Origin of the sequence: Streptomyces sp. NPDC041068 (assembly GCF_040647455.1) — a bacterium.
GTDB lineage: Bacteria > Actinomycetota > Actinomycetes > Streptomycetales > Streptomycetaceae > Streptomyces.
In genome coordinates this window covers 89,681-115,031 of record NZ_JBEZCG010000019.1, presented here as the reverse complement: position 1 = coordinate 115,031, position 25,351 = coordinate 89,681, and the positions used below count along the sequence as shown (strand labels likewise).

Below are 25,351 nucleotides of genomic sequence, written 5' to 3'. Positions count from 1 at the left end.
CGGTCCCTCAGAAGCCGAAGTCCTGCGTCCACCACGGGCCGCCCTGCGCGAAGTGCGCGCCGACGCCCAGGGTCTTGTAGTCGCAGTTGAGGATGTTGGCGCGGTGGCCCGGACTGTTCATCCAGGCGTCCATCACGGACTGGGCGTTGGCCTGCCCGCGGGCTATGTTCTCGCCGCCCAGGTCCGAGATGCCCGCCTTCTCGGCGCGGTCCCACGGCGTCGCGCCGTCCGGGTCGGTGTGGTCGAAGAAGTCCCGCTCGGCCATGTCGGAGCTGAACTGCCCGGCCAGCGCGGCGAGCCGGTCGTCCGCCCGCAAGGGCCGGCAGCCCGCCTTGGCGCGCTCCTGGTTGACCAGCGTGAGCACCGCGGCCTCGGCCGCGCTCTCGTCGGACGGCGACTGCGGGCTCGCCGCGGGAGCCTTGGGCTTCTCCTTCTGCGTACGAGAGGGACTCGGCGTCGACTTCTTCTCGTCGGCCTCCGGCTTCGGAGCCGGTGAGGACGGCTTCTCCGAGGGCGTCTTCGACGGCTTCGGGTCGGCCTTCGACGGAGTCGGGGCGGGCGCCTCGGAGCGGCCCGTGCCACGGCTGGGCGACGGCTCACCGCGGTCGGCGGTGCCGTCGGCGCCGCCCTGCGGGTCCACCTCGGTCGGGGAGCCCGCGGAGCGCACCTGCCCCGGGTCGTCGCTGCCGAGCCGGTAGGTGTCGGCGCCGGGCACCAGGCCCGAGGCGACCGCGACGGCACCCATCGCGACGGCGGCGGAGACACCGAGCAGGCCCGTGCGGACCGGGGCGGAGGCGCGGCCCTTGCGGCGGTGCGACACCGTCCCCGGGTGGATCTCAGGGGTGGCGGCGGCGCGGCCGGCGCCGGAGCGTCGGTGGCGTCCCATCTCCTGGCCTTTCGTCCTTACGATCAACGTGACTCACCCATACGGGTGAGGCTCATCGAGTCCGGACTGTACGCGATGGCGCATGGGGGCGAAGTGCTCCGAGAGCAATTGGCCGGTTAGCGTGCAGCCATGAACGAAGACGTACGACTCACCGCCTGGGTGCGAGGACGCGTGCAGGCTGTGGGTTTCCGCTGGTTCACGCGGGCCAAGGCCCTCGAGATCGGCAGCCTGAGTGGTTTTGCTCTCAATCTGGAGGACGGCCGGGTGCAGGTCGTCGCCGAGGGCCCCCGTGCCGGCTGTCAGGAACTGCTCGACTGGCTTCGCGAGGGCGACACACCCGGACGGGTCGACGGGGTCACCGAGATCTGGGACACACCACGTGGCATATACGAGACCTTCGCCATTCGCTGACTCCGACCCGGACGGACGCGGCGGGACGGGGGCCGCCGCGTGCCGGTACATGTGTCCCGGGCAACTGTCTGAGGCAGAAAAGACCTGGTGGTTGCCAAGAACGGCTTGCCGTGGCAGGCTCCGCAGGTAAGGATGATCTCCACGCCCCCAGGGCCCCGAAGGAGAAGCAGCGCCGCCCGTTCCGAGGCCGCGCGCCCCCGGGTCGCCCGCCAATACGGGGTGTGATCGTGTTGACCGTCAAACTTTTTGGTGAGACTCTGGAAGCCCCGCGCACCTTAGCTGTTTGGCATGTGAGAACGGCCAGCAAGACCCAGCGAAACAAAGAGTGCCAAGCACCGCGGGTGCGATTCCCTCACGACCCACACCGCTTCGGTCGGTCACTCAGTGTGGAGGACCATCCATCATGGCAAAGGCGCTTCTCGGTTACGTCGGCGGCAGCGACCCGCGACTCCTCGCCGAGATGCGACGGCTCCAGCAGCGCGTCCAGGACCTCGAATCCGAGCTCGTTCGGATCCAGGCCGAGAACGACGCGCTGGCGGCTGCCGCTTCTCACGAATCGCTCCTGGAGAGCATCGACGTACCCCAGGCGGAGCCTGCGCTCACCTGACCACTACTTGATCCAGTACGTACCAGGGCCTTCCAGCAAAGGCGCCTCGTAGTAAGCAAGTGGTCGGGCTGCCCGTGTCAGCCGCTTGTCTCCAGATCTGCAAGGGACGCTTCGGCGTCCCTTCTTTCTTTGCCCCGGCGTACGCTGCTGTCTTTACCGTCTGATGTGCCCTGCATCTTCATGGGTGAAACGGTCAGTGAAAGGTAGAGTCCGACGGCGTGCATCTCAAGGCCCTGACCCTGCGCGGCTTCAAGTCCTTCGCGTCAGCCACGACACTGAAGTTCGAGCCGGGCATCACCTGCGTCGTCGGACCGAACGGCTCCGGCAAGTCCAATGTCGTGGACGCGCTCAGCTGGGTCATGGGCGAACAGGGCGCCAAGTCGCTGCGCGGCGGCAAGATGGAGGACGTCATCTTCGCCGGCACCACCGGGCGGCCGCCGCTCGGCCGGGCCGAGGTGTCCCTCACCATCGACAACTCCGACGGCGCGCTGCCCATCGAGTACGCCGAAGTCACCATCACGCGGATCATGTTCCGCAACGGCGGCAGCGAGTACCAGATCAACGGCGACACCTGCCGCCTCCTCGACATCCAGGAACTGCTCTCCGACTCCGGCATCGGACGCGAGATGCACGTCATCGTCGGACAGGGACAGCTGGACGGGGTGCTGCACGCCGACCCGATGGGGCGGCGTGCCTTCATCGAGGAGGCCGCGGGCGTCCTCAAGCACCGCAAGCGCAAAGAGAAGGCGCTGCGCAAGCTCGACGCGATGCAGGCCAACCTCGCGCGCGTACAGGATCTGACCGACGAGCTGCGGCGCCAGCTCAAGCCGCTGGGCCGACAGGCCGCCGTGGCGCGCAGGGCCGCCGTCATCCAGGCCGATCTGCGCGACGCCCGGCTGCGGCTCCTCGCCGACGACCTCGTACGGCTGCGTGAGGCGCTGAACGCCGAGGTCGCCGACGAGGCCGCGCTCAAGGAACGCAAGGAGAGCGCCGAGGCCGAGCTGAAGGTCGCCCTGCAGCGCGAGGCGCAGCTGGAGGACGAGGTGCGGCGCCTGACGCCGCGGCTGCAGCGGGCCCAGCAGACCTGGTACGAGCTGTCGCAGCTGGCCGAGCGGGTGCGCGGCACCGTCTCGCTGGCCGACGCCCGGGTCAAGAGCGCCACCGCCGCGCCGCCCGAGGAGCGGCGCGGGCGCGACCCGGAGGACATGGAGCGCGAGGCCGCCCGGATCCGGGAGCAGGAGGCCGAGCTGACGGCCGCGCTCGAAGCGGCCGAGCACGCCCTGGACGACACGGTGGCCCACCGGGCCGATCTGGAACGGCAGTTGGCGGTCGAGGAGCGGCGGCTCAAGGACGTGGCGCGGGCCATCGCCGACCGGCGCGAAGGGCTCGCGCGTCTCGGCGGGCAGGTCAACGCGGCCCGTTCACGCGCCGCCTCCGCCCAGGCCGAGATCGACCGGCTCGCCCTCGCGCGGGACGAGGCCGCCGAGCGCGCGGTCGCGGCCCAGGAGGAGTACGAGCAGCTCAAGGCCGAGGTCGACGGGCTCGACGCGGACGACGCGGAGCTCGGGGAGCGGCACGACGCGGCGAAGCGGGACCTCGCCGAGGCCGAGGCCGCGCTCACCGCCGCCCGGGAGGCGGCCACCGCGGCCGAGCGCAAGCGGGCGGCCGTCGCAGCCCGGCACGACGCCCTCGCGCTCGGGCTGCGGCGCAAGGACGGCACCGGCGCGCTGGTCTCGGCCAAGGACCAGCTCGCGGGGCTGCTCGGTCCTGCCGCCGCCCTGCTCACCGTCGCGCCCGGCTACGAGGTGCAGGTGGCGGCGGCGCTCGGCGCGGGTGCCGACGCCATCGCCGTGAACGGTCCCGGCACGGCCGCCGAGGCCATCCGGCTGCTGCGCAAGCAGGACGCCGGGCGGGCGGCACTGATCCTTGCCGGCGCCCCCGACGACGTACAGCCGGAGAGCGCCGAGGGTCCGCCGTACGTCGCCGATCTCGTGCGGGGGCCCGACGAGCTGATGCCCGCCGTGCGCAGGCTGCTGCGCGGGATCGTCGCCGTGGGGACGCTGGAGGACGCCGAGGATCTCGTCTACGCGCACCCGGAGTTGACCGCCGTCACCGCCGAAGGGGATCTGCTCGGGGCGCACTTCGCGCACGGCGGGTCCGCGGGGGCGCCCAGCCTGCTCGAAGTGCAGGCCTCCGTCGACGAGGCCGCCGTCGAGCTGGAACAACTCGCCTCCCAGTGCGAGGAGTTGGCCGAGGCGCAGCGGGTCGCCGCTGAGCGGCGCAAGGAAAGTGCCGCGCTGGTCGAGGAGTTGGGGGAGCGGCGCAGGGCCGCCGACCGGGAGAAGTCGTCCGTCGCCCAGCAGTTGGGGCGGCTCGCCGGGCAGGCGCGGGGCGCCACCGGGGAGGCGGAACGGTCCGCCACCGCTGCCGCCAAGGCCCAGGAGGCGCTGGACCGGGCGGTCGAGGAGGCCGAGGAACTGGCCGAACGCCTTGCCGTGGCGGAGGAGGCGCCGACCGAGGAGGAGCCCGACACCTCGGTGCGCGACCGCCTCGCCGCCGACGGTGCCAACGCCCGGCAGACCGAGATGGAGGCGAGGCTCCAGGCGCGTACGCACGAGGAGCGGGTGAAGGGGCTCGCGGGCCGTGCCGACTCCCTCGACCGGGCCGCGCGCGCCGAACGTGAGGCACGCGCGCGTGCCGAGCAGCGCAAGGCGCGCCTTCGCCACGAGGCGGCGGTCGCCGAGGCCGTCGCGTCCGGCGGGCGCCAGCTGCTCGCCCACGTCGAGGTCTCCCTGGTCCGCGCCCAGGAGGAACGTGCCGCCGCCGAGCGCGCCAAGGAGGTGCGGGAGCGGGACCTGGGCGTCGCGCGGGGCCAGGGCCGCGATCTCAAGACCGAGCTCGACAAGTTGACGGATTCGGTCCACCGCGGCGAGGTACTCGGTGCCGAGAAGCGGCTGCGGATCGAGCAGCTGGAGACCAAGGCACTGGAGGAGCTCGGTGTGGAGCCGGCGGGACTCGTGGCCGACTACGGCCCCGATCAGCCCGTGCCGCCCTCGCCCCCCGCCGAGGGCGAGGAGCTGCCCGACGACCCCCAGCACCCGCGCAACAGGCCGGTGCCGTTCGTCCGCGGCGAGCAGGAGAAGCGGCTCAAGTCAGCCGAACGGGCGTATCAGCAGCTCGGAAAAGTGAACCCGCTGGCCCTTGAGGAGTTCGCGGCGCTGGAGGAACGGCACAAGTTCCTGAGCGAGCAGCTGGAAGACCTGAAGAAGACGAGGGCCGATCTCCTCCAGGTGGTCAAGGAGGTCGACGAGCGCGTCGAGCAGGTCTTCACCGAGGCCTACTACGACACGGCCCGGGAGTTCGAGGGCGTCTTCTCGCGGCTCTTCCCCGGCGGCGAGGGGCGGCTGATCCTGACCGATCCCGACAACATGCTCACCACGGGCGTCGACGTCGAGGCCCGTCCGCCGGGCAAGAAGGTCAAGCGGCTCTCGCTGCTTTCGGGTGGTGAGCGGTCGCTGACGGCCGTGGCGCTGCTCGTCTCGATCTTCAAGGCGCGGCCCAGCCCGTTCTATGTGATGGACGAGGTCGAGGCGGCGCTCGACGACACCAACCTGCAGCGGCTCATCCGCATCATGCAGGAGCTGCAGGAGGCCTCGCAGCTCATCGTGATCACGCACCAGAAGCGCACGATGGAGGTCGCCGACGCGCTGTACGGCGTCTCCATGCAAGGCGACGGCGTCTCCAAGGTCATCAGCCAGCGGCTCCGCTAGCGGGTCGGCGCGCAGCACCGCGCGCATCGTGGTGCACCACTTCAAGAGTTCAAGACTTGAACGTACATAGCCTCACGCTGCTCTTAAATTCACAGCAGTCCATCTATTGACTTCGAAACTTGAAGGCATAGTCTCTGCAACGTTGCTTTTACCTTCAGGTGGTGGGCGGCGTGAAGTTGTGCGCCACTTGAAGAGCTCGCCCCCACCCCCGGCAACGCTGCCGGTGGCCCGAGGAGTACACGTGACCAGCACATCGCAGGCGCCTCAGTCCGGAGCCAGAGAGGCCCAGCCGGACCATCTCGGCCATGTCATCTTCATTACGGCGGCCGCCGCGATGGGTGGCTTCCTCTTCGGCTACGACAGTTCGGTGATCAACGGCGCGACCGTCGCCATCCAGCACCGCTTCGACGTCGACGCCAACATGCTCGGCTGGATCATCGCCACCGCGCTGCTCGGCTGTGCCGTCGGTGCCGCGGTCGCCGGTCGCATCGCCGACCGCATCGGCCGCATCCGCTGCATGCAGATCGCCGCCGTCCTCTTCGCGGCCAGTGCCATCGGTTCGGCCCTGCCCTTCGCGGCCTGGGACCTGACGGTGTGGCGCCTCATCGGCGGCATCGGCATCGGCATGGCCTCGGTGATCGGCCCGGCGTACATCGCCGAGGTCGCGCCGCCCGCCTACCGCGGCCGGCTCGCCTCGTTCCAGCAGGCCGCGATCGTCATCGGCATCGCCGTCTCCCAGCTGGTCAACTGGGGCATCCTGAACATGGCCGACGGCGACCAGCGCGGCAAGCTGATGGGCCTGGAGGCCTGGCAGTGGATGCTCGGCGTCATGGTCATCCCGGCCGTCCTCTACGGCCTGCTGTCCTTCATCATCCCGGAGTCCCCGCGCTTCCTGATCTCGGTCGGCCGGGACGTCGAGGCCAAGAAGGTGCTCGGCGAGGTCGAGGGCACCGCCATCGACCTGGACGCGCGCGTCGCCGAGATCGAGGCGGGCATGCGCAGCGAGCACAAGCCGTCGTTCAAGGACCTGCTCGGCAAGGTCGGCTTCCTGCCGATCGTCTGGATCGGCATCGGGCTCTCGGTCTTCCAGCAGCTCGTCGGCATCAACGTGATCTTCTACTACTCGAACCAGCTGTGGCAGTCGATCGGCAAGGACCCGTCCAGCTCGTTCCTGTACTCGTTCGAGACGTCGATCGTGAACATCATCGGTACGGTCATCGCGATGATCTTCGTCGACCGCATCGGCCGCAAGCCGCTGGCGATCATCGGTTCCGCGGGCATGGCGGCGGCGCTGTTCACCATGGCGTGGGCGTTCTCGTACAAGACCGGCTCCGGTGACACCGTCTCGCTGCCGAACGCGCAGGGCCTGACCGCGATCATCGCCGCCAACGCCTTCGTGCTCTTCTTCGCCCTGTCCTGGGGTGTGGTCGTCTGGGTGCTGCTCGGCGAGATCTTCCCGAACCGCATCCGTGCCGCCGCGCTCGGTGTGGCCGCGGCCGCCCAGTGGCTCGCCAACTTCGCGATCACCAAGACCTTCCCGAGCATGTCCGAGTGGTCCCTGACCGGCTCGTACATCATTTACGGCGCCTTCGCGGCGCTCTCGATCCCCTTCGTCATGAAGTTCGTCAAGGAGACGAAGGGCAAGGCCCTGGAGGAGATGGGCTAAAACCCCGCTGCCCCCTCCTCATCAGGAAGCTGCCCCGGCTGAAGGACTCGTGCTCACTTGTCCTTCAGCCGGGGCAGTACGTTTTCGCAGAAGTGGTGCAGGCTGCGCCAGCCCTCGTCGACGGGCATGCCGCCGACGAGCGGGTGCAGGATGAGGCTGCCGACGTCTCCCTTGGCGTACGTCACGCACTCCTCGGGCGTCAGGACGCGGTACACGCCCTCGGCGCGCAGCTCGTCGACCGTGGTGGCCCCCGACTTCACCGCCGAGTGGATGTCCTTGTTCTGCCAGGAGGCGTACGTGCGGGCCTCGTGCAGGAAGTGCTCGCCGTGCTCGGCCCAGGTGCGGTCAGGGTCGTCGGCGATGTGCAGGAGCGGGGTCTCGGCGGCGGGCATCATCGTCCAGCCCTGTGTGCCGTGCTCCGCGAGCTGCGCGGTGTAGTACGCCTCCAGGTCGGGCAGGTGGGCGCTCGGGAAGAACGGCAGGCCGAGCCGGGCCGCGCGCCGCGCCGCCGCCTTCGACGAGCCGCCGACAAGCAGCATCGGGTGCGGCTGGGTGAACGGGCGCGGGGTGATGCGCACCGTGCGGCCGCGGAAGGCGAAGGGCTCGCCCGTCCAGGCCGCGAGCAGCGTCTCGAGGAGCTCGTCCTGGAGCTTGCCGCGCAGCTTCCAGTCGACGCCCGACTGCTCGTACTCCTCGGGCCGGTAGCCGATGCCCGCCACGGTGACCAGACGGCCGCCGCTCAGCAGGTCGAGTACGGCGATGTCCTCGGCGAGCCGCAGCGGGTCGTGCAGCGGGCCGATGATCGCGGACACCGTCACCGCGATGCGCCGGCTCGCGCCGAAGACGGCACCCGCGAACGTGAAGGGCGAGGAGATCCAGCTGTTCTCCGCGCCGTGGTGCTCCTCCGTCTGGATGGTGGAGATGCCGCGGTCGTCCGCGTAGGCGGCCATCTCCAGGGCGGCCTTGTAGCGCTCGCTCAACGAGGCGGGTGTCGCCGCGGGATCGACGAGGTTGAAACGTACGACTGTGGCGGGCATGCAAACGTCCCCCTTCACCGTGCGTGGGCGGCGAAGGGGGACGTTAGTTGACGTGGTGTCAGATGGATAGCCTCGTACGGAAGTTGGAGTGCTCCGTACCGAAGATGGCGCGGATCGGGCGGAGGCCGACGGTGCGGATCAGGCAGAGACCAGCTCGGTCTCGCCCTCGCCGTCGCTCTTCCCGGCCGTCGCCGCGTCCTTCTCGACCAGCGGGGTCTTCGGCAGGATCGCGTAGAGCGCGGCGGCGATGAGGATCGTGGCCAGCCAGCCCAGGCCGTGGCGGCCGATCCAGGAGGTGGCGAGCGGGCCGCTGAACCAGTCGACCTTGGTGAAGAGCAGGCCCACGATCAGGGCGACCGCCCACGCGGTCATGGCCTGCCAGGCGAAGCCGGCCTTGTACCAGTAGGCGCTGGTGCGCTTGGTGTCCATCAGGGCCTCGCCGTCGTACGTCTTGCGGCGCAGCATGTCGATGCCGAAGACGCCGATCCAGGCGGAGAAGGCGACCGCGAGGAGGGTGAGGAAGGAGATGAACGAGCCCATGAAGCTCGTCGCCACGTTCATCAGGATGTAGCCGAAGATCAGGCTGATGATCGCGTTCACGCTGACCGCCCACGCGCGCGGGACCTTGATGCCGAGCGTCATGGCGGTGAAGCCCGCGGAGTACATCGACATCGAGTTGATCAGCAGCATGCCGATGAGGGCCATCAGCAGGTACGGCACCGCGATCCACATCGGGAGCAGCTCACCGAGGAAGGAGACCGGGTCCTGAGCCGAGGACAGCTTCGGGTCGGAGACCGCCATGACCGCGCCCATCAGGACCATCGGGACGACGACGATGCCGGCGCCGCCGATGGCGTGGCCGACGAGCGGCTTGTTGGAGGCGGTGCGCGGGAGGTAGCGGGTGAAGTCGGGGCCCGTGGGGACCCAGCTGATGCCGCCCGCGGCGATGGTGCCGACGCCCGCGACCATCATCGCGGTGGAGCCCGCGGGCTTGTCGAAGACGGCCGACCAGTCGGTCTCGGCGAGGAGGTAGACCAGCACGAGCACGCTGAACGCGCCGAAGGCGTACGTCGACCAGGTGCTGCAGATGTGCAGGATCTTGCGGCCGAGGCCACTGATCAGGAACGTGGCGGCGACGAAGGCGACCAGCGTGACGACGGTCAGCGCGGTGCTCGACTCGATGCCGAAGCAGATGTTCAGGACCGTGATGATCGCGTACGCGCCCGTGACCGCGTTGATCGTCTCCCAGCCCCAGCGGGCGACCCAGATCAGCGCGCCCGGGAAGAGGTTGCCGCGCTGGCCGAAGACCGCGCGGGAGAGCGTCATGCCCGGCGAGCCGCCGCGCTTGCCGGCGATGGAGATCAGACCGACCAGGCCGTAGCTCAACAGGGGCGAGACGAGCGCGACGACCAGGACCTGCCAGAAGTTCAGGCGGTTGGAGACGACCAGGCCCGCGCCCATCGTGAGCAGCAGGACGCTGATGTTGGCCGCCACCCAGGTGGGGAACAGCTCGCGGGTCTTGCCGGTGCGCTCGGCGTCCGGGACGGGCTCAAGGCCGCGCGTCTCGAGGGCGCCTTCGGTTTCGGCGGTGGTGGTCATGGGGGTGGGTCCGTGCCTCTCGCTCGGCTCGCAACGTCGCGATCCGTCGGTGGGGGTGATCGCGATGGACTCTACGCGCGTTGATGCGGCGAGCTCCATCGTACTTTAGTCCGAGTAGTGCCCTCCTTGTGCATATGTTCTTTGGAGGAAACCACAATCTGGGCCTCTGTGGGGGCCATGGCCGATACTGGGTGGGTTATGGAAATCGTCATCCTTGCTGTAGTCATCGCCGTGGTCGTGATCGGCGCGCTCGGCGGGCTCGTGATCGGCAGCCGCAAGAAGAAGCAGCTGCCTTCGCAGGCCCCGTCCAGCACGCCCACCATCACCGCACCTGCCGCCGAACCGAAGGTCGGCGAAGAGGCCGAGGCGCCGCGCGACGAACCGCGTCGCACGATCGAGGAGGTGGAACTCCCGCTCGTCGAGCCGTCGGCGTCGGCCCCGGTCGTCGTCGAGGAGCCGGTCGCCGAAGAGCCGGCCGTCGAGGAGCCCGCCGCACCGGAGATCGAGACCCCCGAGCCCACCGCCGGACGCCTGGTCCGGCTGCGCGCCCGGCTCTCCCGCTCGCAGAACGCGCTCGGCAAGGGGCTGCTCACGCTGCTGTCCCGCGAGCACCTCGACGAGGACACCTGGGAGGAGATCGAGGACACGCTGCTCACCGCGGACGTCGGCGTCGCGCCCACCCAGGAGCTCGTCGAGCGGCTGCGCGAGCGCGTCAAGGTGCTCGGCACCCGCACCCCCGAGGAGCTGCGCGCCCTGCTGCGCGAGGAGCTCCTCACGCTCCTCGGCACGGGCGGGGGCACCGACTTCGACCGTGCCGTGAAGACCGAGTCCGGCCTGGAGACGCCGGGCATCGTGATGGTCGTCGGCGTCAACGGCACCGGCAAGACCACCACCACCGGCAAGCTCGCGCGCGTCCTCGTCGCCGACGGTCGCTCGGTCGTCCTCGGCGCCGCCGACACCTTCCGCGCGGCCGCCGCCGACCAGCTGCAGACCTGGGGCGAGCGCGTCGGCGCCCGCACGGTCCGCGGCCCCGAGGGCGGCGACCCCGCCTCGATCGCCTTCGACGCGGTCAAGGAGGGCATCGCGGACGGCGCGGACGTCGTCCTCATCGACACCGCGGGCCGGCTGCACACCAAGACGGGCCTCATGGACGAGCTCGGCAAGGTCAAGCGCGTCGTCGAGAAGCATGCCCCGCTGGACGAGGTCCTCCTCGTCCTCGACGCCACCACCGGGCAGAACGGCCTGGTGCAGGCGCGGGTCTTCGCCGAGGTCGTCGACATCACGGGCATCGTCCTCACCAAGCTCGACGGCACCGCCAAGGGTGGCATCGTCGTCGCCGTGCAGCGAGAGCTGGGCGTGCCGGTCAAGCTGGTGGGTCTCGGCGAGGGCGCGGACGACCTGGCGCCGTTCGAGCCGGAGGCGTTCGTGGACGCGCTGATCGGGGACTAAGGGCTTCGCCCCGTGCCCGTACGGTGCCTTGTGCCCGTACGGTTTCACCGCCTCGTACGCGGACATAGGTGAAGCCGCCTCGTACGCGTACGTACGTGAAGAAGGGCCCTCTCGCATGGTGCAGATGCGAGGGGGCCCTTCCGTATGGGCCGGGCTCCGCTCAGGCCGGTGACCGATGTGCCACGTACGCCAGCGTGCCGAGCAGGAGCCGCGCCTGGGGCGGGTTCGTCGCCGAGTCGAGTGCGGGGGAGCGCAGCCACTGGACCGGGCCGAGGCCGCCGCGGTCGGACGGCGGCGCCGTGATGTGGTCGCCGGGGCCCAGGCCGTGCAGGTCGAGGGCGGCGTCGTCCCAGCCCATGCGGTAGAGCAGCTGGGGGAGTTCTGTCGCGGCGCCCGGGGCGACGAAGAACTGCGCCCGGCCGTCCGGCGTCACCGCCACAGGCCCCAGGGGAAGACCCATCCGCTCGAGCCGGACCAGAGCGCGCCGCCCCGCCGTCTCCGCCACCTCGATCACGTCGAAGGCGCGCCCCACGGGCAGCAGCACGGCCGAGCCGGGGAACTCGGCCCAGGCGTCCGCCACTTCGTCGAGCGTGGCCCCCGCGGGGACCTCGGGGGCGAAGTCCAGAGGGTGGGCGCCCGGGGCCGCGCAGTCGGCGGCGCCGCACGAGCAGGCGCCGTCGAGCGCGCGGGCGCCGGGCACCGCGGCCCAGCCCCACAGGCCGGTGTACTCCGCCACCGCGGTGCAGTCCGAGGCGCGAGCGCGCCGTCGTGATCCGGTCCGGGGCTTGTCGGTTCCCCGGGTGCCGCCGATCGTGAAGCCCATGCCCCCTCCAACGGGTCGAGCGTGCCGCGGTTACGTGACGGAATCGGATCGTGACCCTCTGTTTTCACGACGGCGCCCGGCGGGCTCTCAGGTGGTGCGCCCGGTGGGATGCGCCCCGGTGCACTCCGCTCCGCCCACTTTCCGTCGTCCTATGTCAAGTGAATCGCTTGTCGCCGCCCGGGAGTTCATTCGAAGGGGTGGCGAATGGTGGCGTTTCCGGGATCGCCCTCGCCGGAGGGGTGATCGTAGGATTACTTTCAGTGCACGACGCCGGGAGTTCGGGCACCCGTGGGTATGCCGGAGGCAAGTCGGTTTCCTGTTCGATGGGTGACATTCTCCGGACGGACGGCCGCAAGACGCGGCATTCTGTTAGGGCTTGGCGTGGACGGCGCAGTGGACAGCGCGCAAGTGTCTTGAGGGATGGGGGCGTTCCAGTGGGCGGCAATGGCGGAGGCGGTACGAACGCTGAGAAGCGCCCCAATGAGATGCTCACGTCCTGGTTCGTGCGCAGCGGCTGGTCGAAGGGAGAGCTGGCGCGCCAAGTGAACCGCAGGGCGCGGCAGTTGGGCGCTCATCACATTTCCACGGACACCTCCCGGGTGCGCCGCTGGCTGGACGGCGAGAATCCTCGCGAGCCGATTCCCCGCATCCTTTCCGAACTGTTCTCCGAGCGGTTCGGCTGTGTCGTCGCCGTCGAGGACCTCGGCCTGCGCGCCGCGCACCGCACGCCCGCCTCCTCCGGCGTCGACCTGCCCTGGACCGGGCCGCAGACGGTCGCGCTCATCAGTGAGTTCTCGCGCAGCGACCTGATGCTCGCCCGCCGAGGCTTCCTCGGCACCTCGCTCGCGCTCTCCGCCGGCCCCGCCCTCATCGAGCCCATGCAGCGCTGGCTCGTGCCCTCGCCGTCCACGCCGCCCGCCGAGCCGGAGCCCGCGGCCGTCTCGCGCCGCCCGGCGCGGCTCTCCAAGCCGGAGCTGGACCTGCTCGAGTCCACCACGGTGATGTTCCGTCAGTGGGACGCCCAATGCGGGGGAGGGCTCCGGCGCAAGGCCGTCGTCGGTCAACTGCACGAGGTGACGGACCTGTTGCAGGAGCCCCAGCCCGAAGCCACGTCCCGGCGCCTGTTCAAGGTCGCGGGCGAACTGGCCGAGCTGGCGGGCTGGATGAGCTATGACGTGGGCCTGCAGCCCACCGCCCAGAAGTACTTCGTCCTCGCCCTGCACGCCGCCAAGGAGGCGGGCGAGAAGCCCCTCGGTTCGTACATCCTCTCCAGCATGAGCCGCCAGATGATCCACCTCGGCCGGCCGGACGACGCCCTCGAACTGATCCACCTCGCGCAGTACGGCAGCCGCGACTGCGCCAGCCCCCGCACCCAGGCGATGCTGTACGCGATGGAGGCCCGCGCCTACGCCAGCATGGGCCAGCCCGGCAAGTGCAAGCGGGCCGTGCGGATGGCCGAGGACACCTTCGCCGACGCCGAGGACTTCAACGAACCCGAGCCGGACTGGATCCGCTTCTTCTCCGAGGCCGAGCTCAACGGCGAGAACGCCCACTCGTACCGCGACCTGGCCTACGTGGCGGGCCGCAGCCCCACGTACGCCTCGCTCGCCGAGCCCGTCATGGACCGCGCCGTGGAGCTCTTCGAGAAGGACATCGAGCACCAGCGTTCGTACGCGCTCAATCTCATCGGCAAGGCCACCGTCCACCTGCTCCAGCGCGAGCCCGAGCAGGGCACCGTCCTCGCCGGGCAGGCGCTCGACATCGCCAAGAAGGTGCGCTCCGAGCGGGTCAACACCCGACTGCGCAAGACCGTCGACACCGCCGTGCGGGACTTCGGGGACGTCGCCGAGGTCCTGCAGATCACCGAGCGGCTCGCCATCGAGATGCCGGAAACCGCGGAGGCGGTCTGAGCACCGGCACGACCGGCCCCGGCCGCGGCAGGACCATCCCGAACAGCCCGACTCGGCTCCCCCACGCCAGGTCAATCGGATGGCCTCCGCGGCCGGTTTCTGTGGTGTGCGCAGGGTATGAATGCGCGCCCCGCCTGACCCGGCAGTTCATGACCGCGTAACACGCACGACCTCTTCGTCACTGCGGTGAAACACCGAGGGGCGCCCGCCGAAACGGCGCTGCGCCAATCTCTGGCGCATAACCGGCCCCCAGCCCCGCTCTCCCCAGGAGCAGGGCCCCTCGGTACCGCACAGGCTTCGCCCGCACGGGCCGCATACGACGACGAGGAGACGCCGATGCCCCCAGGCATCACGATCGCCGCAGACGCCCCCGAGCTGTCTGCCGCCAACACCGGGTTCATGCTCATCTGTTCCGCCCTGGTGATGCTCATGACGCCGGGACTCGCCTTCTTCTACGGAGGCATGGTCCGCGTCAAGAGCACCCTGAACATGCTGATGATGAGCTTCATCAGCCTGGGGATCGTCACCATCCTCTGGGTGCTGTACGGCTTCTCCGTCGCGTTCGGCACCGACCACGGCAGCCTCTTCGGGTGGGAGGGCGACTACGTCGGGCTCAGCGGCCTCGGCATCAACCAGCTCTGGGACGGCTACACCATCCCGGTCTACGTCTTCGCCGTCTTCCAGCTGATGTTCGCGATCATCACGCCCGCGCTGATCAGCGGCGCCCTCGCGGACCGCGTGAAGTTCACGGCCTGGGCGCTGTTCATCGCCCTGTGGGCCACGATCGTGTACTTCCCCGTCGCGCACTGGGTGTGGGGCACCGGCGGCTGGGCCTTCGAGCTCGGTGTCATCGACTTCGCGGGCGGCACGGCCGTGCACATCAACGCCGGTGCCGCGGCGCTCGGCGTGATCCTCGTCATCGGCAAGCGCGTGGGCTTCAAGAAGGACCCGATGCGGCCGCACTCGCTGCCGCTCGTGATGCTCGGCGCGGCCCTGCTGTGGTTCGGCTGGTTCGGCTTCAACGCCGGGTCGTGGCTCGGCAACGACGACGGCGTCGGCGCGCTCATGTTCGTCAACACGCAGGTCGCCACGGCCGCGGCCATGCTCGCCTGGCTCATCTACGAGAAGATCCGGCACGGTGCGTTCACCACGCTGGGCGCCGCTTCGGGCGCCGTCGCGGGGCTCGTCGCCATCACCCCGTCCGGTGGCTCGTGCTCGCCGCTCGGTGCCATCGCCATCGGTGCCATCGCCGGTCTGCTCTGCGCCATGGCCGTGGGCCTCAAGTTCCGGTTCGGGTACGACGACTCCCTCGACGTGGTCGGCGTCCACCTGGTCGGCGGCATCGCGGGTTCGGTCCTCGTCGGCTTCTTCGCCACCGGCGGCGGCCAGTCGAAGGCGCAGGGCCTCTTCTACGGCGGCGGCCTGGAGCAGCTGTGGAAGCAGCTCGCCGGGGTCGGGGCCGTGCTCGCGTACTCCCTGATCGCCTCCGCGGTCCTCGCCCTCCTCATCGACAAGACGATCGGCATGCGGGTCGGTGAGGACGACGAGGTCGCGGGCATCGACCAGGTCGAACACGCCGAGACCGCCTACGACTTCAGCGGCGCGGGCGGCGGCACGGCCCCGCGTACGACGACGCCCCCGGTGCCCGCGCCGGTCCAGGACGGCGCCCAGGCCCAGAAGAACAAGAAGGTGGACGCATGAAGCTCATCACCGCGGTCGTCAAGCCGCACCGGCTCGACGAGATCAAGGAGGCCCTGCAGGCCTTCGGCGTCCAGGGTCTGACGGTCACCGAGGCCAGCGGCTACGGACGGCAGCGCGGCCACACCGAGGTCTACCGGGGCGCCGAGTACACCGTGGACCTCGTGCCGAAGATCCGCATCGAGGTGCTCGTCGAGGACGACGACGCCGAACAACTCCTCGATGTCGTGGTGAAGGCGGCCCGTACCGGCAAGATCGGGGACGGCAAGGTCTGGAGCGTCCCGGTCGACACGGCCGTCCGGGTGCGCACCGGCGAGCGCGGGCCCGACGCGCTGTGAGCCGACCGGGCCGGACGCGGGCGACGACGCGGGACTGAGCTGAACTGAGCGGAACTGAGCGGAACTGAGCGGGACGGAACAGGAGCTGCTGGGTGACGAGTGTGGACGTACGTACTGAATCGGAATCGGAAGACTCCGGACCCAGCGGTTACGCGGCGGCCCGGCTGCGGCTCCTCCAGGAGGAGCCGCGGTCCGGGCCGCCGCGCCGTTCCGCCCTCGCCGAGCTGACGGACGGCTGGCTGGCCGGGCTCTTCCAGGCCGCGGGCGGTCGGGCGGGCGTGCCGCGGGGCGCCGCGCTCGTCGCGGTCGGCGGATACGGGCGCGGTGAGCTGTCGCCGCGCAGCGACCTGGACCTGCTTCTGCTGCACGACGGGAGCGCCGACGCCGCGGAGGTCGCCGCCCTGGCCGATCGCCTCTGGTACCCCGTCTGGGACCTCGGGCTCGCCCTCGACCACTCCGTGCGGACGCCGGCGGAGGCACGCAGGACGGCGGGCGAGGACCTCAAGGTGCACCTCGGGCTGCTCGACGCGCGGCATGTCGCGGGAGACCTCGGGCTGACCACGGGGCTGCGCACCGCCGTGCTCGCCGACTGGCGCAACCAGGCGCCGAAGCGACTGCCCGAGCTGCGCGAGCTCTGCGAGGAACGGGCCGCCAGGCAGGGCGAGTTGAGCTACCTCCTGGAGCCCGACCTCAAGGAGGCGAGGGGCGGCCTGCGCGACGCCACGGCGCTGCGGGCGGTCGCGGCCTCGTGGCTCGCGGACGCGCCCCGCGAAGGCCTCGCCGACGCCCGGCGGCGGCTGCTCGACGTGCGGGACGCGCTGCACCTGGCCACGGGACGGGCCACCGACCGGCTCGCCCTCCAGGAGCAGGACCAGGTCGCCGCCGCCCTGGGCCTCCTCGACGCCGACACCCTGCTGCGCCAGGTGTACGAGGCGGCCCGCGTCGTCTCGTACGCCAGCGACGTCACCTGGCGCGAGGTCGGGCGCGTGCTGCGGGCACGGGCCGCACGGCCTCGGCTGCGGGCTCTGCTGGGTGGTGGGCGGGGGACTGCCGTCGGTGGGCGGGGGGCAGTCGCCGGTGGGCGGGGGGCTGCCGCCGCCGAGCGTTCGCCGCTCGCCGAGGGGGTCGTGGAGCAGGACGGGGAGGTCGTGCTCGCCCGTGCGGCAAGGCCCGAACGGGACCCCGTCCTTCCGCTGCGGGCAGCCGCGGCCGCCGCGCAGGCCGGGCTTCCGCTGTCGCTGCACGCGGTGCGACGCCTTGCCGCGGCGGCGAGGCCGCTGCCCACGCCGTGGCCCGCCGAGGCGCGCGAGCAGCTGGTGACGCTGCTCGGCGCGGGCCGCCCCACCGTCGAGGTGTGGGAGGCGCTGGAGGCCGAGGGGCTCATCACGCGGATGCTGCCGGACTGGGAGCGGGTGCGGTGCAGGCCGCAGCGGAACGCCGTCCACACCTGGACCGTCGACCGGCATCTGGTGGAGACGGCGGTGCGGGCCGCCGAGCTCACGCGGCGGGTGGGGCGGCCCGACCTGTTGCTGGTGGCGGCGCTGCTCCACGACATCGGGAAGGGGTGGCCGGGGGACCACTCCGTGGCCGGGGAGATCATCGCCGGGGACGTGGCCGCGCGGGTCGGCTTCGACCGGGCGGACGGGCAGGTCGTCGCGTGTCTCGTGCGGCACCACCTGCTCCTCGTGGAGACCGCGACGCGGCGTGACCTCGACGATCCCGCCACGGTGCGGGGCGTCGCCGACGCGGTCGGGTCCGTGGGGACGCTGGAACTCCTTCACGCGCTGACCGAGGCGGACGCGCTCGCGACCGGGCCCGCGGCGTGGTCGGCCTGGCGGGGTGCGCTGGTCGCCGACCTGGTGAAGCGGGTGGGGGCGGTGCTCGTCGGGGACGAGCCCGCGGATCCCGAGGACGCGGCGCCCACGGCCGAGCAGGAGCGGCTCGCGGTGGAGGCGTTCCGTACGGGCGGTCCTGTCCTGTCCCTGTGGGCGCGGGCCGAGGGGGAGCCGGCCGAGGCGGCGGAGGCGGCGGAGGCGGCGGAGGCACTGGGTTCGGAGCCGGTGGGTTCGGAGCTGATGGGCGTGGAGCTGATGGTCGCGGTGCCGGAGCAGCCGGGGGTGCTGTCCGCGGTGGCCGGGGTGCTCGCGACGCACCGGCTCGCGGTGCGGACCGCGGAGCTGCGGGAGGCGGGGCCGCCGGCCGGGATCGAGGGCGTCGAGGGTTCCGTGCTGCTGCTGAACTGGCGGGTCGCGGCGGAGTACGGGTCCTTGCCGCAGGCCACGCGGCTCCGCGCCGATCTGGTGCGTGCCCTCGACGGGTCCCTGGACATCACGGGGCGCCTGGCCGAGCGGGACGCCGCCTATCCGCGACGGCGGGGGACCGTGGCGCCGCCGGCCCGGGTGACGGTGGCCCCCGCGGGCTCGCGGCTCGCGACGGTGATCGAGGTGCGGGCCCAGGACGCACCGGGGCTGCTGCACCGCATCGGGCGGGCGTTGGAGGCGGCCGGGGTGATGGTGCGCAGTGCGCATGTGTCGACGCTGGGGGCCAACGCGGTGGACGCCTTCTACGTGACGGGGACCGATGGGGCGCCGTTGTCGGGAGAGCGTGCGGCGGAGGTTGCCCGCGGGGTGGAGGAGGCGTTGCGGAGGTAGCCGCGCTGTGCCGGTCGCCGGGCGGGGCCGTGGTCGCGGGAGGGAAGTCCCGCCCGGAGCCCCGGGCACTGGCACGCGGCAGATACTCTGGAAGGCGACCTGTCAGCCCGCCCCCAGACCCGAGGATTCGCGACCGCCGTGTTCGATACTCTCTCCGACCGCCTCGCAGCGACATTCAAGAACCTCCGGGGCAAGGGCCGCCTGTCCGAGGCGGACATCGACGCCACGGCGCGCGAGATCCGCATCGCCCTGCTCGAGGCGGACGTGGCCCTGCCCGTCGTCCGTGCCTTCATCAAGCAGGTCAAGGAGCGCGCGGCCGGCGCCGAGGTCTCCCAGGCACTCAACCCCGCCCAGCAGGTCATCAAGATCGTCAATGAGGAGCTCATCGGCATCCTCGGCGGCGAGACGCGGCGCCTGCGGTTCGCCAAGACCGCGCCGACGGTCATCATGCTCGCGGGTCTGCAGGGTGCCGGTAAGACGACCCTCGCCGGAAAGCTCGGCCGCTGGCTGAAGGAGCAGGGCCACTCCCCGCTCCTGGTGGCGTGCGACCTCCAGCGCCCCAACGCCGTCAACCAGCTGAGCGTGGTCGCGGAGCGCGCCGGCGTCGGCGTCTACGCCCCCCAGCCGGGCAACGGCGTGGGCGACCCGGTGCAGGTCGCCAAGGACTCCATCGAGTTCGCCAGGACCAAGCAGTACGACGTCGTCATCGTCGACACCGCCGGTCGTCTCGGCATCGACCAGGAGCTCATGCAGCAGGCCGCGGACATCCGCGACGCGGTGAGCCCGGACGAGGTCCTCTTCGTCGTCGACGCGATGATCGGTCAGGACGCGGTCAACACGGCCGAGGCCTTCCGCGACGGCGTCGGCTTCGACGGCGTGGTCCTCTCCAAGCTCGACGGTGACGCCCGCGGTGGTGCCGCGCTCTCGATCGCGCAGGTCACCGGCCGCCAGATCATGTTCGCCTCCAACGGCGAGAAGCTGGACGACTTCGACGCGTTCCACCCGGACCGCATGGCGTCCCGCATCCTCGGCATGGGCGACATGCTCACGCTGATCGAGAAGGCCGAGCAGACCTTCTCGCAGCAAGAGGCCGAGAAGATGGCCTCGAAGCTGGCCTCCAAGAAGGGCCAGGACTTCACCCTCGACGACTTCCTGGCCCAGATGGAGCAGGTCAGGAAGATGGGCAGCATCAGCAAGCTGCTCGGCATGATGCCCGGCATGGGCCAGATCAAGGACCAGATCAACAACCTGGACGAGCGGGACGTCGACCGCACGGCCGCCATCATCAAGTCGATGACTCCGGCCGAGCGCCAGGAGCCCACGATCATCAACGGCTCGCGCCGCGCCCGTATCGCCAAGGGCTCGGGCGTCGAGGTCAGTGCGGTCAAGAACCTGGTCGAGCGGTTCTTCGAGGCCCGCAAGATGATGTCGCGCATGGCCCAGGGCGGCGGCATGCCGGGTATGCCCGGGATGCCGGGCATGGGTGGCGGCCCCGGCAAGCAGAAGAAGAAGCAGAAGCAGGCCAAGGGCAAGCAGCGCTCCGGCAACCCGATGAAGCGCAAGCAGCAGGAGCAGGAGGCGGCCACGCGCCGCGAGCAGGCCGGTCAGGCCGGGGGGGCCTTCGGCCTCCCGGGCGGCCAGCCGGGCAAGGACTTCGAGCTGCCCGACGAGTTCAAGAAGTTCATGGGCTGAGCTCGGACCTTGTCGTACGCCGCTTGGGGCGCCCCTCTGGTAAGGGGCGCCCCAAGCGTTTTCCGGGGGGTGTTCTCGGGGGAGGGAGCGGGTGCCTGAGGGTTGTTTGTGACGTAACGTCCGAATATGAGCAACCCTGTGCCGCCGCGCCAGGCGCCCGATCAGCCGTGGCGCTCCGAGGGCGCGCCCCCGCCCGCACCCACGCCGCCGCCGAAGAAGAAGATGCCGGGCGGCTGGGGGAGCCTGATCCTGACGGCTCTGATCGTCTACCTCATCGCCAACCTCGTGCTGTCGTTCTTCAACGAGGGCGACGAGCCGACCATCTCGTACACGGAGTTCAGCAAGCAGGTCGACGACGGCAACGTCACGAAGATCTACGCCAAGGGCGACGCTATCCAGGGCCAGCTCAAGAAGGAGCAGCCCAAGCCGGACGGGGAGAAGGGGAATTACACCAAGTTCACGACGCAGCGCCCCGCCTTCGCCGACGACAAGCTCTGGGACGACCTGACCAAGCACAAGGTCACCGTCACCGCCGAGCCCGTGGTGCAGGAGCGCAGCTTCCTCTCCAACCTGCTCATCTCGCTCGCCCCGATGCTGCTGCTCGTCGTGCTGTGGATCTTCATCGCGCGGCGCATGAGCGCGGGGATGGGCGGCGGGGGCGGCATGCTCGGCCGCAAGACGCCGCCCAAGCCGGTCGAGTTGGAGCCCGGCGCGAAGCGGACGACGTTCGAGGACGTCGCCGGCATCGACGAGGTCGAGGGCGAGCTCAACGACGTCGTCGACTTCCTGAAGAACCCCGACGCCTATCGCACGATGGGTGCCAAGATGCCGCGCGGCGTGCTGCTCGCGGGGCCGCCCGGCACCGGCAAGACGCTGCTCGCGCGCGCGGTCGCGGGCGAGGCGGGCGTGCCCTTCTTCTCGGCCTCCGCATCGGAGTTCATCGAGATGATCGTGGGGGTGGGCGCTTCACGCGTGCGTGAACTGTTCGCCGAGGCCCGCAAGGTCGCCCCTTCGATCATCTTCATCGACGAGATCGACACCATCGGGCGCGCACGCGGGGGCGGCAGCGGGATGGGCGGGCACGACGAGCGCGAGCAGACCCTGAACCAGATCCTCACCGAGATGGACGGCTTCTCGGGCGCCGAGGGCGTCATCGTGCTCGCCGCCACCAACCGCGCCGACATCCTCGACCCCGCCCTCACCCGGCCCGGACGCTTCGACCGCGTCGTCAACGTCTCGCCGCCCGACCGCGGGGGACGCGAGGCCATCCTCAAGATCCATACGCGGGCCATCCCGCTGGCCGACGACGTCGACCTCGCCCAGGTCGCCCGTACGACACCGGGCATGACCGGCGCGGAACTGGCCAACCTCGCCAACGAAGCGGCCCTGCTCGCCGTCAAGCGCAAGCAGAAGCAGGTCACACAGTCCGACCTCTCCGAAGCCATGGAGAAGGTCCAGCTCGGCGCCGAGCGGCCGTTGGTCATGCCGGAGGAGGAGCGCAGGCGTACGGCGTATCACGAGAGCGGGCACGCCCTGCTCGGCATGCTGCAGCCCGGCGCCGACCCGGTCCGCAAGATCACGATCGTGCCGCGCGGCCGCGCCCTGGGCGTGACGCTCTCGACCCCGGACTCCGACAAGTACGCCTACACCGAGGAATACCTCCGGGGCCGCATCGTCGGTGCCCTGGGAGGCATGGCCGCCGAACATGTCGTCTACGGAGTCATCACCACCGGCGCCGAGAACGACCTGGAACAGGTCACCAACATCGCGCGCGGCATGGTCGCCCGCTGGGGAATGAGCGAGCGCGTGGGACGCCTCTCCGCCCTGCCGAACGACGCACAGCAGGCGTACGGGCTCGCGGCCGCCCCGGAGACCCTCGACACGATCGACGGCGAGATGCGGCGGATCGTCGACGAGTGCTACGAGAGCGCCTGCCGCCAACTGCGCGACCACCGCGGGCAACTGGACGACCTGGCCGCGGCGCTGCTTGAGAACGAGACGCTGGAGGAGGCGGAGGCGTACCGGATCGCGGGCATCACGCGGATGACCAAGGACAGCTAGGGGCCGGGCGGGTGTGCCGGTGTTCTCGGGGTGTGCCGGTGTTCTACGGAGCGTGTACCGGGTCACTACGGAGTACGCGCCTACGGGGTACGCACCTTCGGAGTGCGCGTCTACGGAGTACGCACTTACGGGGTACGGGCGATCAAGTACCGGAAGACGTTCGGCATCCACACCGTGCCGTCCGTGCGCCGGTGCGGGTGCAGCGCCTCCGTCAGCTCCTTGTCGACCTGCGCCTGGTCCGTCGCGCCCACCGCCGCGTCGAACAGGCCCGTCGAGAGCAGCCCTCGGACCGCGCTCTCCACGTCCGCGTACCCGAAGGGGCAGCCGACGCGGCCCGAGCCGTCCGGCTTGAGGCCCGCCCGCTGGGCGACCTCCTCCAGGTCGTCCCGCAGCGCGGGGCGCCAACTGCCCGTGCTCCGGAGGGGATCGGCGAGCTTCGTCGCCACCCTCAGCACGGAGGACGTCGCGCAGCGCTCCGGGGGACCCCAGCCGGCGAGCACCACCGGGGTGCCGTGTCCGGCGAGCGGGGCCGCGGCCTCCAGGAGGGACGCGAGGCCTTCGGAGTCGCCCGCCATGCACCCGATCGGCTGGAACGCGGTGACGAGGTTGTACGGGGCCAGCGCCGGGTCCGCCGCGTCCGAGGGGCCGCCTTCGACGAGACGTGTGTCGGCACGCGCGTGTGCGTCCCACGCTCCGTCCGGCAGCAGGCGCTCGCGCGCCAGGGCGAGGCGTTCGGGCGCCGTAGGGTCGACGCCGGTGACCGAGGCACCCCGTGACGCCGCCATGAGCAGGGCGAGTCCGGAGCCGCAGCCGAGACCGAGGAGTCGGGTGCCGTCGCCCACTTCGAGCCGTTCGTACACCGCTTCATAGAGCGGGACCAGCATCCGTTCCTGGATCTCCGCCCAGTCACGCGCGCGTGCGCACAGGTCCACACGGGGTGTCGCGCCCGCGTGGAGGAGGTGCGACTGCACGAGTGTTGGTGTCATCGAAAGCGCCCCAATCCGCCGAGAGTTACTGCCGTGCCGGAATTCAACGGTTCGTCCGCCCCCGTGTAGTGCGCTCGCACTCCCCCCGTATGCCAGACAACTCCGCATCCGTCGCGGCGTCCAGAGGTTGTGTGGCAATGCTTGCGTGCCACCGTTGTGCGCCCCCTGGGGGAAAAGAATTCCGCCTCTCCCGAGGCTCGCGCCTACCATGCGCGCCATGGCCAAGACACCCGTGCTCACGCCTCAGGCGGACGACTTCCCCCGCTGGTACCAGGACCTGATCAACAAGGCCGAGCTGGCCGACAACGGCCCGGTGCGCGGCACCATGGTGATCCGACCGTACGGGTACGCCCTGTGGGAGCGGATGCAGCAGGACATGGACGTCCGCATCAAGGAAACGGGCACCCAGAACGCGTACTTCCCGCTGCTCATCCCGCAGTCGTACCTCACCCGGGAGGCCGAGCACGTCGAGGGCTTCGCGCCGGAGCTCGCCGTCGTCACACACGGCGGCGGCAAGGAGCTCGAGGAGCCCGTCGTCGTCCGCCCCACCTCCGAGACGATCGTCAACGAGTACTTCTCCAAGTGGGTGCAGAGCTACCGCGACCTGCCGCTCCTGATCAACCAGTGGGCGAACGTGGTCCGCTGGGAGATGCGCCCCCGCCTGTTCCTGCGTACGTCGGAGTTCCTCTGGCAGGAGGGCCACACCGCCCACGCGACCTACGAAGAGGCCCGCGACTTCGCCGCCCGCATCCACCGCCACGTGTACGGCGACTTCATGCGCGACGTCCTCGCCATGGACTTCGTGCTCGGCCGCAAGACCGCCAAGGAGCGCTTCGCCGGCGCCATCAACACCCTGACCCTCGAAGGCATGATGGGCGACGGCAAGGCCCTCCAGCTCGGCACCAGCCACGAGCTCGGCCAGAACTTCGCCAAGGCCTTCCACACCCGGTACCTGTCCAAGGACGGCAAGCAGGAGTTGGTCTGGCAGACCTCCTGGGGGAGCACGACGCGGATGGTCGGCGCCCTGGTGATGATGCACGGCGACGACAACGGCCTGCGCGTGCCGCCCCGCCTCGCGCCCGTCCAGGCCGTCGTCCTCGCCATCAAGGGCGACGACGCGGTGCTCGCCGAGGTCCGCGAGATCGGCGAGACCCTGAAGGCGGCGGGCGTCCGCGTCCAGGTCGACGACCGCACGGAGATCCCCTTCGGGCGCCGCGCCGTCGACTGGGAGCTCAAGGGCGTGCCGGTCCGCATCGAGGTCGGCCCGCGCGACCTGGAGAACGGCACCGCGATGCTGGCCCGCCGCATCCCGGGAGGCAAGGAGCCCGTCGCGATCGGCGCCCTCGCCACGCTGCTGCCCACCGTCCTCGAAGAGGACCAGGCGCTGCTCCTGACGCAGGCCCGCGAGCGCAGGGAGGCCCGCACCTCGGACGTCACCACGGTCGAGGAGGCCGTGGAGGCCACCGCCGCCGGCGGCTGGGCACGGATCCCGTGGGCCTCGCTCGGCGAAGAAGGCGAGGCCGGTCTGGCCGAGCACGCCGTGACCGTACGGTGTCTGGTCGCTGAGGACGGGGCGGTGCCGGACGCCGATGAGACCCCGGGTAACGTCGCTGTCGTGGCCCGCTCCTACTGAGGAGCGCGGCTCCGGTACCGACGCGCCCGTTCTTTGCCCGTACGCCTGTCCAGGCAACACGAGCCCCGGCGCGAGGGAACGCTCTACGCGCCGGGGCGTACGCGCCACTACGTACCGGCTTGGTGTGAGCTGTG

General features: G+C 70.8%; 17 protein-coding genes. 12 read left to right on the top strand and 5 right to left on the bottom strand.

Annotated elements, in window-relative coordinates:
- Positions 1-7: 7 nt before the first annotated feature.
- On the bottom strand, positions 8-886 hold the full coding sequence (locus tag AB0B50_RS35835) for a CAP domain-containing protein (RefSeq protein WP_362340014.1): 879 nt from the start codon (positions 884-886) through the stop codon (positions 8-10).
- A 129-nt stretch (positions 887-1,015) separates the two neighbouring features.
- Between AB0B50_RS35835 and AB0B50_RS35830 the strand changes: the two genes are divergently transcribed.
- The 4 genes from AB0B50_RS35830 (at position 1,016) to AB0B50_RS35815 (ending at position 7,340) form a co-directional block, all read left to right on the top strand.
- A complete protein-coding gene (locus AB0B50_RS35830) occupies positions 1,016-1,297 on the top strand; it encodes an acylphosphatase (RefSeq protein ID WP_362340013.1) in 282 nt (93 codons plus the stop codon).
- A 403-nt stretch (positions 1,298-1,700) separates the two neighbouring features.
- Positions 1,701-1,904 carry a hypothetical protein gene (locus AB0B50_RS35825; RefSeq protein ID WP_098245029.1) on the top strand — a complete coding sequence of 68 codons (204 nt, stop codon included), beginning with the start codon at positions 1,701-1,703 and terminating at the stop codon, positions 1,902-1,904.
- Positions 1,905-2,122: 218 nt separating this feature from the next.
- Positions 2,123-5,674, top strand: a complete 3,552-nt coding sequence (smc, locus tag AB0B50_RS35820) for a chromosome segregation protein SMC (RefSeq protein ID WP_362340012.1) — start codon at positions 2,123-2,125, stop codon at positions 5,672-5,674.
- 241 nt (positions 5,675-5,915) lie between these two features.
- Positions 5,916-7,340 (top strand): sugar porter family MFS transporter, encoded by a 1,425-nt coding sequence (locus tag AB0B50_RS35815; protein WP_362340011.1) that lies wholly within the window; start codon positions 5,916-5,918, stop codon positions 7,338-7,340.
- Between the two features lie 53 nt (positions 7,341-7,393).
- Here the strand turns inward: AB0B50_RS35815 and AB0B50_RS35810 are convergent, their stop codons facing one another.
- A complete protein-coding gene (locus tag AB0B50_RS35810) occupies positions 7,394-8,377 on the bottom strand; it encodes an LLM class flavin-dependent oxidoreductase (protein ID WP_362340010.1) in 984 nt (327 codons plus the stop codon).
- 138 nt (positions 8,378-8,515) lie between these two features.
- On the bottom strand, positions 8,516-9,976 hold the full coding sequence (locus AB0B50_RS35805; protein ID WP_362340009.1) for a cytosine permease: 1,461 nt from the start codon (positions 9,974-9,976) through the stop codon (positions 8,516-8,518).
- A 198-nt stretch (positions 9,977-10,174) separates the two neighbouring features.
- Here AB0B50_RS35805 and ftsY point away from each other — a divergent pair, with 198 nt between their 5' ends.
- Positions 10,175-11,425: a signal recognition particle-docking protein FtsY gene (gene ftsY / locus AB0B50_RS35800; protein WP_362340008.1), complete on the top strand. Its 1,251-nt coding sequence runs from the start codon at positions 10,175-10,177 to the stop codon at positions 11,423-11,425.
- 160 nt (positions 11,426-11,585) lie between these two features.
- Here the strand turns inward: ftsY and AB0B50_RS35795 are convergent, their stop codons facing one another.
- The gene (locus AB0B50_RS35795) at positions 11,586-12,248 is read right to left on the bottom strand and encodes a bifunctional DNA primase/polymerase (RefSeq protein ID WP_362340007.1); all 663 of its coding nucleotides are present in this window, start codon (positions 12,246-12,248) and stop codon (positions 11,586-11,588) included.
- A 434-nt stretch (positions 12,249-12,682) separates the two neighbouring features.
- Here AB0B50_RS35795 and AB0B50_RS35790 point away from each other — a divergent pair, with 434 nt between their 5' ends.
- The 6 genes from AB0B50_RS35790 (at position 12,683) to ftsH (ending at position 22,598) form a co-directional block, all read left to right on the top strand.
- Positions 12,683-14,158, top strand: a complete 1,476-nt coding sequence (locus AB0B50_RS35790) for a hypothetical protein (protein WP_362340006.1) — start codon at positions 12,683-12,685, stop codon at positions 14,156-14,158.
- Positions 14,159-14,494: 336 nt separating this feature from the next.
- The gene (locus tag AB0B50_RS35785; protein ID WP_362340005.1) at positions 14,495-15,859 is read left to right on the top strand and encodes an ammonium transporter; all 1,365 of its coding nucleotides are present in this window, start codon (positions 14,495-14,497) and stop codon (positions 15,857-15,859) included.
- Complete coding sequence (locus AB0B50_RS35780) at positions 15,856-16,194, top strand: P-II family nitrogen regulator (RefSeq protein WP_362340004.1); 339 nt, start codon at positions 15,856-15,858, stop codon at positions 16,192-16,194. Before AB0B50_RS35785 ends, AB0B50_RS35780 begins: the two co-directional genes overlap by 4 nt.
- Positions 16,195-16,286: 92 nt before the next feature.
- Positions 16,287-18,845: a [protein-PII] uridylyltransferase gene (locus tag AB0B50_RS35775; protein WP_362340003.1), complete on the top strand. Its 2,559-nt coding sequence runs from the start codon at positions 16,287-16,289 to the stop codon at positions 18,843-18,845.
- Between the two features lie 138 nt (positions 18,846-18,983).
- The gene (ffh, locus tag AB0B50_RS35770) at positions 18,984-20,537 is read left to right on the top strand and encodes a signal recognition particle protein (protein ID WP_362340002.1); all 1,554 of its coding nucleotides are present in this window, start codon (positions 18,984-18,986) and stop codon (positions 20,535-20,537) included.
- Positions 20,538-20,663: 126 nt separating this feature from the next.
- Complete coding sequence (gene ftsH / locus AB0B50_RS35765) at positions 20,664-22,598, top strand: ATP-dependent zinc metalloprotease FtsH (RefSeq protein ID WP_362340001.1); 1,935 nt, start codon at positions 20,664-20,666, stop codon at positions 22,596-22,598.
- A gap of 125 nt (positions 22,599-22,723) precedes the next feature.
- Here the strand turns inward: ftsH and AB0B50_RS35760 are convergent, their stop codons facing one another.
- Positions 22,724-23,584 (bottom strand): SAM-dependent methyltransferase, encoded by an 861-nt coding sequence (locus AB0B50_RS35760; RefSeq protein ID WP_362340000.1) that lies wholly within the window; start codon positions 23,582-23,584, stop codon positions 22,724-22,726.
- A 217-nt stretch (positions 23,585-23,801) separates the two neighbouring features.
- Between AB0B50_RS35760 and proS the strand changes: the two genes are divergently transcribed.
- Positions 23,802-25,217 carry a proline--tRNA ligase gene (gene proS, locus AB0B50_RS35755; RefSeq protein ID WP_362339999.1) on the top strand — a complete coding sequence of 472 codons (1,416 nt, stop codon included), beginning with the start codon at positions 23,802-23,804 and terminating at the stop codon, positions 25,215-25,217.
- Positions 25,218-25,351: the final 134 nt, after the last annotated feature.